The organism is Halomonas colorata (assembly GCF_014897985.1).
GTDB classification, from domain to species: domain Bacteria; phylum Pseudomonadota; class Gammaproteobacteria; order Pseudomonadales; family Halomonadaceae; genus Vreelandella; species Vreelandella colorata.
The window spans coordinates 45758-58374 of record NZ_JABUZA010000030.1; the positions used below are offsets into that span (position 1 = coordinate 45758).

At 53.8% G+C, this 12617-nt stretch carries 12 protein-coding genes; 3 read left to right on the forward strand and 9 right to left on the reverse strand.

Going from position 1 to position 12617, the window contains the following annotated elements; genetic code table 11:
* Nucleotides 1–232: 232 nt before the first annotated feature.
* The 3 genes from INT33_RS14505 to INT33_RS14515 form a co-directional block, all read right to left on the reverse strand.
* Nucleotides 233–1537, reverse strand: coding sequence for a TRAP transporter large permease (locus tag INT33_RS14505; RefSeq protein ID WP_192537787.1), 1305 nt, complete (start codon nucleotides 1535–1537; stop codon nucleotides 233–235).
* Nucleotides 1527–2006, reverse strand: coding sequence for a TRAP transporter small permease (locus INT33_RS14510; RefSeq protein ID WP_193092247.1), 480 nt, complete (start codon nucleotides 2004–2006; stop codon nucleotides 1527–1529). Before INT33_RS14510 ends, INT33_RS14505 begins: the two co-directional genes overlap by 11 nt.
* A 68-nt stretch (nucleotides 2007–2074) precedes the next feature.
* On the reverse strand, nucleotides 2075–3085 hold the full coding sequence (locus tag INT33_RS14515; RefSeq protein ID WP_193092248.1) for a DctP family TRAP transporter solute-binding subunit: 1011 nt from the start codon (nucleotides 3083–3085) through the stop codon (nucleotides 2075–2077).
* A gap of 148 nt (nucleotides 3086–3233) precedes the next feature.
* Between INT33_RS14515 and INT33_RS14520 the strand changes: the two genes are divergently transcribed.
* The gene (locus INT33_RS14520) at nucleotides 3234–4094 is read left to right on the forward strand and encodes a DMT family transporter (RefSeq protein WP_192537790.1); all 861 of its coding nucleotides are present in this window, start codon (nucleotides 3234–3236) and stop codon (nucleotides 4092–4094) included.
* 9 nt (nucleotides 4095–4103) lie between these two features.
* On the opposite strand, the gene INT33_RS14525 is transcribed toward INT33_RS14520, so the two are convergent.
* The 5 genes from INT33_RS14525 to INT33_RS14545 all read right to left on the reverse strand — a co-directional run bounded on the left by INT33_RS14525 (nucleotide 4104) and on the right by INT33_RS14545 (nucleotide 8804).
* Complete coding sequence (locus INT33_RS14525) at nucleotides 4104–4637, reverse strand: DUF192 domain-containing protein (RefSeq protein WP_193092249.1); 534 nt, start codon at nucleotides 4635–4637, stop codon at nucleotides 4104–4106.
* A gap of 26 nt (nucleotides 4638–4663) precedes the next feature.
* Nucleotides 4664–6124 carry a pyruvate kinase gene (gene pyk / locus INT33_RS14530; RefSeq protein ID WP_193092250.1) on the reverse strand — a complete coding sequence of 487 codons (1461 nt, stop codon included), beginning with the start codon at nucleotides 6122–6124 and terminating at the stop codon, nucleotides 4664–4666.
* Between the two features lie 84 nt (nucleotides 6125–6208).
* On the reverse strand, nucleotides 6209–6700 hold the full coding sequence (locus tag INT33_RS14535; RefSeq protein WP_193092251.1) for an ureidoglycolate lyase: 492 nt from the start codon (nucleotides 6698–6700) through the stop codon (nucleotides 6209–6211).
* A 54-nt stretch (nucleotides 6701–6754) separates the two neighbouring features.
* Nucleotides 6755–7588 (reverse strand): bifunctional allantoicase/(S)-ureidoglycine aminohydrolase, encoded by an 834-nt coding sequence (locus INT33_RS14540; protein WP_193092252.1) that lies wholly within the window; start codon nucleotides 7586–7588, stop codon nucleotides 6755–6757.
* A 355-nt stretch (nucleotides 7589–7943) separates the two neighbouring features.
* Nucleotides 7944–8804 carry a MurR/RpiR family transcriptional regulator gene (locus INT33_RS14545; RefSeq protein WP_192537795.1) on the reverse strand — a complete coding sequence of 287 codons (861 nt, stop codon included), beginning with the start codon at nucleotides 8802–8804 and terminating at the stop codon, nucleotides 7944–7946.
* Between the two features lie 110 nt (nucleotides 8805–8914).
* Between INT33_RS14545 and INT33_RS14550 the strand changes: the two genes are divergently transcribed.
* Nucleotides 8915–10363 carry a YfcC family protein gene (locus INT33_RS14550; protein ID WP_226940210.1) on the forward strand — a complete coding sequence of 483 codons (1449 nt, stop codon included), beginning with the start codon at nucleotides 8915–8917 and terminating at the stop codon, nucleotides 10361–10363.
* Nucleotides 10364–10416: 53 nt separating this feature from the next.
* Here the strand turns inward: INT33_RS14550 and puuE are convergent, their stop codons facing one another.
* Nucleotides 10417–11352, reverse strand: coding sequence for an allantoinase PuuE (puuE, locus tag INT33_RS14555; protein WP_193092253.1), 936 nt, complete (start codon nucleotides 11350–11352; stop codon nucleotides 10417–10419).
* A 265-nt stretch (nucleotides 11353–11617) separates the two neighbouring features.
* On the opposite strand from puuE, the gene INT33_RS14560 reads away from it, so the two are divergent.
* Nucleotides 11618–12370 (forward strand): aspartate/glutamate racemase family protein, encoded by a 753-nt coding sequence (locus tag INT33_RS14560; RefSeq protein WP_192537797.1) that lies wholly within the window; start codon nucleotides 11618–11620, stop codon nucleotides 12368–12370.
* Nucleotides 12371–12617 lie beyond the last annotated feature (247 nt).

A 12617-nucleotide genomic window follows, 5' to 3' on the forward strand; every position in this document is an offset into this window, starting at 1 on the left:
TATAGCCCGGCATTTGGTGTACCGACGATCACTACTTTAGCGAAAAAAGCGTCGCTTGGCGAAGTAGCTAGCATCAGTGCTGGGCAAACCCTTTCACAGCCTATTGAAACACGAGTTTAACCGCACGTAACGTTTAGCTACCGTTAATGGCTATGCATATTTTGCATGGGCCGTTATTAGCAAAGCATTAGACGATCTATCTTATATTAGCGTCATTTAACTTTTTTACTACTTACACGTTGTAGCCCAGCAGGCGTGGCAGCCAAAGCGCAATCTCGGGAAATATCGCCACTAGGGCAAGCGCACAGCCCATGGCAACCACGAATACCAGTGCCCACCCAATCGTGTGCTCAAGGCGAATTTTAGCGACTTCAGTGGTGACCATTAAGTTGACCGCAACGGGCGGCGTAAACTGGCCGATCGCGATGTTCATCGCCAGCAAAATCCCAAACCAGACTGGATTCCATTCAAAATGCTGCATCACTGGTATCAAAATCGGCATCATAATCAGATAGATAGAGATCGCATCCAGCAACATGCCCGCGACCAGCACCGCGAGCATCACCAGTATCAGCAGCAAAACGCCATTATCGGTCAACCCAATGATCCATTCAGCCAGATGCCGGAAGGTGCCCAGCATCGTGCCAGCCCAGGCAAAAATGCCCGCTAAGGCGATGATTAACATCACCACGCCCGAAATAATCGCCGCTTCACCGAGCAGCTCCCATAAATCGCGCAGGGAAAGCTCACGGGTTAAAAATAGCCCCACCAGGGTTCCATAGGCTACGGCGACCACGGCGGCTTCAGTGGGGGTAAATAACCCCGAACGCAAGCCGCCCAGAATCAGAATGGGCGCAAACAGCGCCGGCAACGCTTCTTTAAACGTGGCCCGAACGCTCAAGCGCGGATTATCTGCCGTAAGCGTGCCGCCTTCCCAACCATTGCGTTTAGCGAAAATCAGCGCGGGCACCAGTAGCGCCAGCCCGGCCAAAATGCCGGGGAACAGGCCAGCGGCAAATAGCGCACGCAGATCGACCCCCGGCACCACAATGGAATACAGAATTAACGCCACCGACGGTGGAATCAGAATGGCAGTCGAGGCGGAGGCCGCAATTAGCGTGGCTGAAAACGGCTTGGGATAGCCCGCCTTGGTCATGCTGGGCAGCATTACCATGGCGACGGCGGCCGCGTCGGCGGGGCCTGAACCGCTCATCCCACCCATTATCATGCATACCAGTACCGCCACCAGCGCCAGGCCGCCGTGACGTGGACCAATCAGCGCCTGAGCAAAACGTACCAGCCGCAGGGCGACGCCCGAGCGCTCAAAAATCAGCCCGGTAAGAATAAACAGCGGAATCGCAATCAAAGGATATTTGGCAATGCTGTTATAGGTATTGGTACCCAACGTTGCCAGCATATCGGGTGACAGGCCAAGCACGATACCTACGGCGCCCGAAAGGGCCAGCGAAAAGGCCACGGGCACACCGGCAATCAGCAGTCCGGCAAATGCCAGAATCATCCAGACATCAGGCGTCATCAGAAAGCTCCCCGGTTAACCGGTCACGGGTTTGCTGCAGTAACCGCCACAGCATGGCGAGCGTTAGCACCGGCAGACAGACCAGATACCACCACTGGGGTAAGCCAAGCCCTGGAGAAAGTGACTGCCACTGGTATTCCTGCCAGGCGAGCTTGCCGCCATACCAGGTAATCAGCCCAAGCACGGTGATACCGCATAACGCCTGAAAGACTATTAACGGCTGACGAAAGCGCAAAGGCAATGCCCGTTCCAGAAAGCCAATACGGATGTGTCGGTTACGGCGCAGCGCTACCGACGCGCCAGCAAACGTCAACACCACCAGTAAAAACACGGAAAATTCTTCAGTAAACGAAAATGAGCCGCCGGTAATATAGCGGGTAACTACATTCCCCAGACTAATCAACGAAATTACGATAAGCGCCAGCGCGCCTATCCAGCGCTCGGGGCGCGCATCAGGAAAGCCTTTCATAAAAGCCTCTTCACAACCAAGTCTACCGGCCTCAAGGAGGCCGGTAGTTGTTCCATCAAAGTCAGCGGTTAGCGCCCGTCGATAGCCGTTTGCGCGGCCTCAACCAGTGATTCGCCAATACGCGGTGCCCATTTTTCGTAAACCGATTGAGTCGCATCCACAAACGTCTGGTATTGCTCGTCAGTAAGCTCGGTCACCGTTACGCCGCGCTCTTGGATCGCGGCCAAGCGCTCGCTCTCCTGTTCACGGGTCATCGCGGTTTCCCACTCACCTGCCTCAAGCGCCGTTTCGCGCAGCAAGGTTTGCTGCTCTTCGCTTAACGTCTGCCAGACTTGCTGGTTCACCGCAAAAATCAACGGATCGTTCATGTAATTCCAAAGCGTCAGATGCTGCTGACCGACTTGGTCAATACGCGCCACGTCAAACACAGAAAGCGGGTTTTCCTGACCATCCACTGCGCCAGTGGTCAGCGCTGGCTGGGCATCGGTCCAGCTCATTTGTGTGGGGTCAGCCCCCAGAGCATTAAACGTATCTTGGAACAGCGGCGAACCCACCACGCGGATTTTTAAGCCATCAAGGTCATCCGGCGCGGCAATGGGGCCACGCGAGTTCGACACTTGGCGAAAACCGTTTTCACCCCATGCCAGCGGAATCACACCGCGTGATTCAATCGCTTCAAAGACCATCTCGCCAGCTTCACCGCCAGTTACTGCATCCACGGCGGCTTCATCCGGAATAAAAAAGGGTAGTGAGAATAGATTGAGTTCCGGTACCTGCGGCGACCAGTTGATGGTCGAACCCACCGCGGCATCGATCAACCCCGAGCGCATTGCAGAAAATTCGCGAGTCTGGTCGCCTGAAACCAGCTGAGAATTGGGATAAACGCGTAGCGTAAGCTCGCCATCACTGCGTTCTTCGACCAGTTCCGCCCATTTTTCGGCGGCCTGCCCCCAGGGAAAGGCTTCTGAAAGCACGGTAGAAACCGATAGTTCGCGTGCTTGCGCAGAGAATGCCGCCGAAAGCAGCGCAGCACCAACCAAACCCACAGTTAAACGACCCATTGAGCGTGTCAGCGTCATTGTGATTCCTTTTTTATCAATTTTTTATGGTAGGCCCGCCGCCGTTTGTAGGCGGCTGCCCCGCTCTATTGTAGGGACTTAAAGGACGAAGGGAAGACACACAAGCTGATATGATGCGCAGAACTTTTCATTCTGATTGGATACTGCCGTGCCCCTACGCGATCTGCTGCTCGGCCTGTTGGTCATTGCCATCTGGGCGCTCAATATTATTGTTATCAAGGTGGGAGTCGCTGAGCTTCCGCCGCTGCTGATGACCACGCTGCGCTTTATGCTGGTGGCTATTCTTCTGGTGCCCTTCTATCCGGTGGCGCGCACCCAGCTACCGTTTCTACTCCTGCTATCCTTTACCTTCGGCACTCTGCACTTTGCCCTGCTGTTTATTGGCCTGGGCCAGTCGGAGGCGGGCACCGGGGCACTTCTGGTGCAGATGGGAACGCCCTTCGCCACACTCTTGGCGGTCATATTTCTTAAGGAGAAGCTGGGTCCCAAACGATTGACTGGCCTGCTGCTGTCATTTGCCGGGGTGATCGTACTGGCCGGTGGACCTACGCTGCCTTCGCCGCTTCCGCTGTCCATTCTACTGCTGAGTGCTTTTGGCTGGGCGGTATCGCAGCTTCTGATCAAACGCGGTCCGGCTATTGCGCCGCTGGCACTGGCTGGGTGGGTTGCGCTATTGGCAGTACCGCAGGTAGCTATTGGCTCTTGGCTGTTTGAAAACGGTCAGTGGCAGGCAATCAAAGAGGCGAGCTGGGTGGGCTGGGGCGCGGTTTTCTACACCGCAGCAATGTCGTCAATTGTTGCTTACGGCATCTGGTACGCCTTACTGCGGCGCCATCCGGTCAACCGGGTGGTACCGATGACACTTTTAGTACCGGTGCTGGCCGTGGGTTTAGGGGCGCTGCTGATGGGCGATAGTCTGGGTATCCATAAGCTAGCGGGCGGCGGCTTGGTGGTAGCAGGGATCGGCTTGATTCTGATCCGCTTTCGCAAACGCCGCCCGGCGTTATAGATGTTTCTATTAATCAGCGGGCTGGCAAAATCCGGCCTCGCCAGGCACTGATACACAATCGCTTACTTTGATACCCCTTGCAGCGAAATAGCCAGCGTTGGTTTCAAGTGCTGAATAATAGGCCGCCCCGGCAGGATACGCGGGGCAGGCGCCGGGGTTATCGGACTCACAGGGCGGCATTGTGTTAATCGCGACAATCCGCCCCTCTTTATCTATAAACGCGATATCCAACGGGATTAACGTACGGTACATCCAGAAGGCGTTGCCGGCAGGCTGTTCGTTCTCGAAACGAAACAACATGCCTTGCTGCTCGGGTAAGTGCTCCCGCTCCATTAATCCCTGCTGGCGCTGAGCGGGGGTTTTAGCTACTTCAACGTCCAGGCGGTGCGGCCCACTTTCGCTATGAATAGCCAATGAAAGCCTGTCGACACTTTCATTGTCAGCCCCCGCCCATGCGAGTGCTCCTAGTACAGTACCCGGCAACAAGGCGGCCAGCGACAAACCCAGTGAAGCGTTGAGCAACTGACGGCGAGTCAGGTTCATAAAGGCGAGTTCCTTTTGTCGGTCGGCTATTCGGCGATCGTCATGACTTTCATTGTATTGGTGCCGCCGTGGGCATTCATATGATCGCCCCGGGTCAGAATGACGTGGTCGCCCGGCTCGGCAAGCTTATGCTGTACTAGTAGTTCTAACGCGCGAGCATTAAGCTCGGTAGCGCTCATCTCTGAGGTATCAAAGGGCAGCGAAACGACCCCACGATACAGCGCCATACGCCGCTGGGCGACCGGGTTATGGGCAAGGCCAACAATCGGCAAACCAGAACGAATGCGCGAGGCAATCAGTGGTGTATAGCCGGATGCGGTCATGCAGGCAATCGCGGCCACGCCGGTCATATGGTTGGCGGCGTACATTGCAGAAAGGGCGATCGTTTCATCGGGGCGGGTAAAGCCTTCATGAATCCGGTGGCCGGACTCTTGTGCCACCTTTTCACGCTCGGCGCCCAGGCAGATACGCGCCATGGCTTGCACGGTTTCCACCGGGTAATCACCGGCGGCGGTTTCCGCTGACAGCATCACGGCGTCACTGCTATCCAGTACGGCATTGGCCACGTCAAATACTTCAGCGCGGGTAGGTAGCGGCGCCGAGATCATGCTTTCCATCATCTGGGTGGCGGTAATCACTGCACGGTTGAGCGAGCGGGCGCGTTTGATCATGCGCTTTTGCACGCCCACCAGCTTGGCATCGCCAATCTCAACGCCCAGGTCACCACGTGCCACCATGACCGCTTCAGAGGCTTCAATAATACCGTCGAGCGTCGCCTCATCGGCAACGGCTTCAGCACGCTCTACTTTGGCTACCAGGCCAATCTCTTTGCCCTCTTCGCCCAGCAGACGACGCGCTTCGAGCATGTCTTCGGCATGGCGCGGGAAAGAAATAGCCAGGTAGTCGACGCCAATCTCAACGGCGGTTTTGAGATCCTGCTTATCTTTATCCGTCAGTGCCGGGGCAGAAAGCCCGCCGCCCTGCTTGTTAATACCTTTGTGGTTGGAGAGCTTGCCGCCCACCACTACTTGGGTATGAACTTGCTGGCCTTCTACACGGGTAACGTCCAGCACGACACGGCCATCGTCCAGCAGCAGCCGGTCGCCAGCGCCTACATCCTGGGCAAGGGTTTTGTAGTCACAGCCCACTTGATGAACGTCGCCTGAATCACTGTCCATTGCCATATCGAGTACGAACGGCTGGCCTTCTTTAAGGCTAACTGCGCCCTCTTTAAAGCGCGCGATACGGATTTTCGGCCCTTGAAGATCGCCTAACGCGGCCACGCTACGCCCCAGCTTGGCGGCTATTTCACGGACCTGAAGCAGGCGACGGCGATGATCGTCCGCCGTGCCGTGGGAGAAGTTCAAACGTACGACATCTACTCCCGCTTTAAGCATCGCCTCCAAAACGCCCTCACGGTCACTGGCGGGGCCTAAGGTTGCAACAATTTTGGTACGACGAAGCGGGATATGTGTCTGTGCGTTCATAATTTTCCTAAGCAATCACGTGGTGTGTCTTTAGCTTATCAGTATAAGACGGCCAAGATGACAACCGTAAGCCGCGTGCACAAGTTATTCGCTTAAATCGACCGTGATTTCCAGCGGATATTCTTCGCAGTTATTGCCCTCACCACCGCGATCAACCACTAAAAATTCGCCCTCGCGCTCCAACACGGACTGAATCGCGTGCCAGGTACCCGCACGATAGTTGACCCCTTGCCGGCCATCGGTGACGAACGCTTTGACGTCCTGCGCATGGATCTGCTCCCCAGGCGGGGCCACCACCACGATAAAGCGCTCCTGATGCAGCGGCATAAATGCTTGGCTGCCTTGGGGATGACGTTCTAAAAAGGTTAATTTAAGCGGCAACGAAACCGGCTGACTGACAAAGATATTAATCAGCGTATGGCCGTTTTCTCCCAGGGTTTCGACCTTGGCTAAATCATGGTGGCGTTGGGTGCGCCCCGCATTAATCGGAAATGACGCGGAAGTACGCGCATCGATGACGTCGCCAAACGGCGCGAAGGCTTCCGACGTTAGCGGCTGGGCAGTCAATGTAAGCATGATGAACTCCTGACGTGTCGGCTTCGCTGCCGCACAGCAACGAAGCCGTCGACCTTAAAGTTTTAGTGCCGCGTGGCGGTTAACGTCTTTATAAAGCAGGTAGCGGAACGGCCCTGGGCCGCCGGCATAGCACGACTGGGGGCAAAAAGCGCGCAGCCACATAAAGTCACCCGCCTCTACCTCCACCCACTGCTGGTTCAGGTGATACACCGCCTTGCCTTCCAGCACGTAGAGGCCGTGCTCCATGACGTGGGTTTCATCAAACGGAATCACGCCGCCCGGCTGGAAGTTGACGATAGTGACGTGCATATCGTGGCGCACGTCGTTGGGGTCGACAAAGCGAGTGGTCGACCAGCGTCCTTCGGTACCCGGCATTTCACTGGGGGTGATCGCCTGTTCGTTGGTAACGAAAGCCTCAGGCACCTCAAGGCCGTCCACATATTCAAACGCCTTGCGGATCCAGTGAAAGCGCACCGGCGCCTGCGCATCGTTGCGTGCCCGCCACTCAACACCCGGAGGAATAAACGCATAGCCGCCCGGTGCCAGAGTATGGCGCACTCCGTCAAGGGTCAGGGTAAGCTCGCCTTCGACCACGAACAGCACGCCCTCGGCATCAGCCGCAGGCTCGGGCTTGTCGCTTCCCCCACCCGGCTGCACTTCCATGATGTACTGGGAAAACGTCTCAGCAAAGCCTGATAGCGGTCGCGCCAACACCCAGGCACGAGTGCCTTCCCAAAATGGCAGATTGCTGGTCACGATATCGCGCATTACCCCTTTGGGGATCAACGCATAGGCTTCGGTGAATACCGCACGGTCAGCGGTTAGCTGGGTCTGCGGCGGATGCCCGCCCATGGAGGCGTAATAAGTAGGTACGTTTTTTGTTGGCATTGTTTCTCCTTTAGACCATTGATAGATGAGGCTAGGAATGTGTAGCACAGCAATCCAAAAGCTTTAAAACGACCATAAGCATTTATTTTATAAATCTTATTTAAAATAAACTAAGAATAATGATGCTTTTCGGTCGGTTAAATGAACGGCTTGTGTGAGGCATGGACGATAATTGAGCTTGTGCAACATTAGTCCCAATAGTAACGTCTTTAGAAACCTTCGTTCCAAAAACTAACAAACTATACGAAAGATGGCACTTAATACCAAAGCATTTCGCATGGCTTACATAGGACTTTGTATAGGACTTTGCATAGACCTTCGCATCGCCCGATGGGAAAAAATGCACGTATTCATATTAGCTGAGTTCAAGCTCATCAAGTTCTTGATAAAGCTCGCTAATAGCGTTGATACGCACACGTCCCTTGGCAAGCCGCTGGTGGAGCAAGCTATTCGACATCAGGCTGATCAGGCTCATTGCGCTGGCATAGCTGTCAAAGGCAGAAATGCTATCCAAGGGGCACTCAAACCACCAATCTACGTAGGGCATATGAGGCTTTACGGTGGCATCGCCGAACAGCAATACCCGGCAGTCTTTAGCGATAAGCGATGTCAGCAGATTGTTAAAGATCGCGGGGCGACGTCGAAACCCAAACAGCACGACGACATCGTTTTCGCCGAGCGAGACAAGCTCCTCACCCAAGCTTTGATTGGGTTGTGGCGCCAAGCTGACGTTATCGCGGGTCTGGATCAGCTGCTGTCGAAAATGCACAGCAAGAGGGTAGCTGTTACGAAACCCAATCAGCACGACACGGCTTGCGTTATCGAGCGCGTTGACCACCGACTCAAACGTTTCAGGGTCAATATTGGCAAACGTTTGCTGAAGGTTGTCATTTTCGCGCATCAAATGATGCTTAAAGCGCTGTTCATCCGGCTGCCCGTTCCCTGTTACCAGTGGCACTCCCATGCTACGCAGCTGCCTTGCATGCTGCTTAACCACTTGAAAGCTTTCAAATCCAAGCTTTTTAAACAAGCGACTAACGGTAGATTTAGACACTCCCGTCAAGCGCGCCAATTCAGCGGCACTAAAAGTAGCCAGATCATCAAAATGATCAAGTATGAAACTGGCAACACGCTGTTCCTGAGCGCTCAGCTCGGCAAATTGTGCGCCAATTCGCTGGCCAATATGGGGAATAGAAGAGGAGGACTGCGTACCCAAAAAAACTCCTTTAGCGCCTAAACAACACGCAAATTCATTAAGAAACATCGAACAATATAAATGGGCAATAACGCTCACATAACGATAACGCCCACCCATGCGAGGCACCTATGTCCCACAAAATTCAGCGCTCGACTCCGCCTTCACCCAAAAACATTAAGCGAGGATGGTGCAGGGTTCCCGATATCTATGTCATTTTATTTATCTTTATTGCAATCGCGGCGATTGCCACACACTTTGTTCCCGCCGGACAGTTTGAGCGTGTTCCGGGCCCTGCAGGGCGCATAACGATTGACCCTAATTCCTTTCAGTTTGTAGAAGCGTCCCCTGCTGGCATCACCGATTTTATGCTGGCGATCCCCAATGGGTTGATAAGCGCAGGCGAGGTTGTGTTTTTCACCTTTATGATCGGCGGTATGTTCATGGTGCTGCGGCGCACCGGCATTATTGAAATTGGTGTTGATAAATTGACGCGACGCTTCGCCAATCAAAGCCTTCTGATGATTCCAATTTTGATGACGGTATTTGCCTTAATCGCCACCATCATAGGCACCCAAGAGCTGGCGCTGGTCTACGTGCCGGTTATTCTGCCGCTGATGATTGCCTTACGCTTTGATTCAGTAACGGCGGCGGCGGTAGCCCTGTGTGCGACAACGGCAGGCTTTGCTACCGGCATATTAAACCCGATTAACACGGGCCTTGGACAGCAGCTTTCTGACTTGCCGTTATATTCAGGGTTTGGTTTACGGGTAGTCGCGTTCATTGCGGTTCTGGGTGCGGCTATTTTTTTCGTCATGCGCTACGCCCATCAAGTGCGCCAAAATCCTGCCCTGAGCCTGATGCAAAATGATGAAGCAGAAGCGGACAAACGTTTGAGCTATCAGCATAGCATTACGGAGTCAGCGCTAATGGCTAATACGCGACAGAAACTGGCTGCACTGGCCACATTCATCTTTTTTGGCATCCTGGTTTACGGTGTTCTTAAACAAGGCTGGTTCATGCTCGAAATGGCTGGCCTGTTTATCATTATGGGCGTGGTCGTAGGCTTAATTGCGGGCCTTACGACCGATGATATTTGTGAAGGCTTTAACAAAGGTTTTCGGGATGTTCTTGTAGGTGCCATGATTGCGGGGATCGCCCGAGGCGTTGCGGTCATGTTAGAGCAAGGCCAGATCATGGATACGCTAGTGTATGGCCTGGGCAACCTAGTCGGCGAGCTGCCGACGATTCTGTCGGCTATTGGCATGTACTTTGCTCAGCTGCTGTTCAATTTTGTGGTGCCTTCAGGCAGTGGCCAAGCACTTGTCACCATGCCCATTATGGCACCGCTTTCCGATATTATTGGCGTTACCCGTCAAACCGCCGTGCTGGCGTTCCAGCTTGGCGACGGCATGGGGAATATTCTTTATCCCACGTCAGGCTATTTCATGGCGACGTTAGCGCTTGCTGGCGTTTCCTGGCAAAAGTGGGTGAAGTTCTTTTTCCCGCTTTTCTGCGTCTGGGTATTAATCGCGCTAGGCTTTCTCATCTTTGCTCAGGCGGTGCAGTGGGTAGGCTAAAAAGTTAAGCTTTTTTAATCCCCCTTTCTTAGCTCAGAAAGGGGGATTAAAGCTCAAACAGGTGCCGGGTGATGCGCTGCCCAATGGCGGGCAATATCCACCCTGCGCGCTACCCAAACCCGATCATGGGTTTCGATATAGTCTAAAAAGCGCTGCAGGGCGCGAAAACGTCCTGGACGCCCGAGCAAACGGCAATGCATACCGATGGAAAGCATTTTGGGCGCTTCTTCACCTTCTGCATACAGAACATCAAAGGCATCGCGCAGATAGGTAAAGAAATGGTCGGCCGTATTGAAGCCTTGTGGCGCGGCGAAGCGCATGTCATTGGTATCCAGCGTATAGGGCACGATAAGGTGGGGGTGCTCGCTGCCCTGGCTATCAGTAACCTTCGTCCAGAACGGCAGGTCATCCCCGTAGTAATCGCTGTCATATAAAAAACCGCCTTCATCCAGCAGCAGCTTGCGGGTATTGGGGCTATCCCGCCCGGTATACCAGCCTTCGGGCTTTTCGCCGTAAAGACGTTGGAAAACCTCTAGCGCTTTTTGCAAATGCTCGCGCTCAATATGCTCGGGCACTTCCTGATAGTGGATCCAACGATAGCCATGGCAGGCAATTTCATGACCCAGCTCTTTGAACGCCTGGGCGACATCAGGGTTACGCTCTAAGGCCATTGCCACCCCAAAAATCGTCAGCGGCAGCCCGCGTCGCTCAAATTCACGCAAAATCCGCCATACGCCTGCCCGGGAGCCGTATTCATAAATCGACTCCATGCTTAAGTGGCGGTCCGGGTAGGCGGCAGCGCCAATTATCTCCGATAAAAACTGCTCTGAAGCGTTATCTCCATGCAGAACGCTGTTTTCACCGCCCTCTTCATAGTTAAGTACAAATTGAACGGCGATTTTGGCCTTGCCCGGCCAGTTAGCGTGAGGCGGCGTACGTCCATAGCCCATTAAATCGCGCGGATAGGTAGGGTGAGTCGTCAACGTCATAGAGCAGATCCTTACCGGTAATCGCTGAGCGTATAAGCCCAAGAATGCCATCAATATTTGTATACAAAGTAGCCAGATTATTAGCCAATCGCAATACAACCTTAATACACCGAATCCCACTTTATTAGCAACCAAGGAGCAAAACTGAACGATTGGTCAACCTCCTTAGCCTTTTTAATGAGCTTAAAGGCCTTGCTCTTGGTGATAAATCAACCTATTTTCGTATACAAGATATTTTGATTTGTTTACCTGTGGATCGCTTATCGTGCATATACATATTATTAACCCCAATACCACGGCATCGATGACGCAAGCCATTCATCATGCCGCTGAGCGTCAAGCTTCAACAGGCACTCGCCTAACCGCTTCCCAACCAGAGTCTGGGCCGGTCTCCATCGAAAGTCACTTTGATGAAGTCGTCAGCGCGGTAGGTGTGGCTCAAGAGGTGTTGAAAGGCGAACGCGAAGGAGGCATTGATGCCTATATCGTGGCCTGTTTTGGCGATCCTGGACTGCTTGCTGCCCGTGAGCTAACTCGCGCACCGGTGATTGGTATTGCAGAAGCCGCCTTTCATCTGGCGACGCTGATTAGCACTCGCTTTTCGATTGTGACAACGCTCAGCCGCACCGGGATTATTGCCGAACACCTGCTGGAGCAGTATGGCTTTCGCCATCACTGCCGACGTATTCGTGCCGCGGAGATCCCGGTACTCGATCTTGAGCATCATCCAGAGGTCGCATTTCAGCGTATTGTTGAAGAGTGCTGCCGCGCTCGGGATGAAGACGATATCGGCGCGATTGTTTTGGGTTGCGGAGGGATGGCAAATCTTACCCAGGAAATTAGCCACGAAGTGGGCATTCCGGTGGTTGAAGGTGTGAGTGCTGCTTTAAAGCTTGCCGAATCGTTAGTAAGCCTGGGGCTACATACCAGTAAACACGGTGATCTTGCCTATCCGCGCCCCAAACCCTTTACCGGTCAGTTTGCTGCGTTATCAGATCTCCACTTACCACTTAAATAACGACTTAATAATAGAAACAGAACGTCCAGTAGCACGCCATGCCGCAAGCGTCTTTCAGGTTAAAGCCTGAGATACCAACAATACTCATAATCTTGCGTAAACGCGCCACTAACCACATCTTCTCAAGCGGAGTTTTGCTGACCACACTGAGGTTTCTTCATCCAGGAGACCCTCATGATCCAAGAACTCAACTCCATGCAGGCGTTTTGGCTCGGGCATCTGTATCACGCCTCGGTGCGCGAGATTC

What these genes read in the sequence shown, in the direction of transcription:
- INT33_RS14505 (WP_192537787.1), bottom strand. Translation starts at nt 1,537, where the DNA reads ATGACGCCTGATGTCTGGATGATTCTGGCATTTGCCGGACTGCTGATT.
- INT33_RS14510 (WP_193092247.1), bottom strand. Translation starts at nt 2,006, where the DNA reads ATGAAAGGCTTTCCTGATGCGCGCCCCGAGCGCTGGATAGGCGCGCTG.
- INT33_RS14515 (WP_193092248.1), bottom strand. Translation starts at nt 3,085, where the DNA reads ATGACGCTGACACGCTCAATGGGTCGTTTAACTGTGGGTTTGGTTGGT.
- INT33_RS14525 (WP_193092249.1), bottom strand. Translation starts at nt 4,637, where the DNA reads ATGAACCTGACTCGCCGTCAGTTGCTCAACGCTTCACTGGGTTTGTCG.
- pyk (WP_193092250.1), bottom strand. Translation starts at nt 6,124, where the DNA reads ATGAACGCACAGACACATATCCCGCTTCGTCGTACCAAAATTGTTGCA.
- INT33_RS14535 (WP_193092251.1), bottom strand. Translation starts at nt 6,700, where the DNA reads ATGCTTACATTGACTGCCCAGCCGCTAACGTCGGAAGCCTTCGCGCCG.
- INT33_RS14540 (WP_193092252.1), bottom strand. Translation starts at nt 7,588, where the DNA reads ATGCCAACAAAAAACGTACCTACTTATTACGCCTCCATGGGCGGGCAT.
- INT33_RS14550 (WP_226940210.1), top strand. Translation starts at nt 8,915, where the DNA reads ATGTCCCACAAAATTCAGCGCTCGACTCCGCCTTCACCCAAAAACATT.
- puuE (WP_193092253.1), bottom strand. Translation starts at nt 11,352, where the DNA reads ATGACGTTGACGACTCACCCTACCTATCCGCGCGATTTAATGGGCTAT.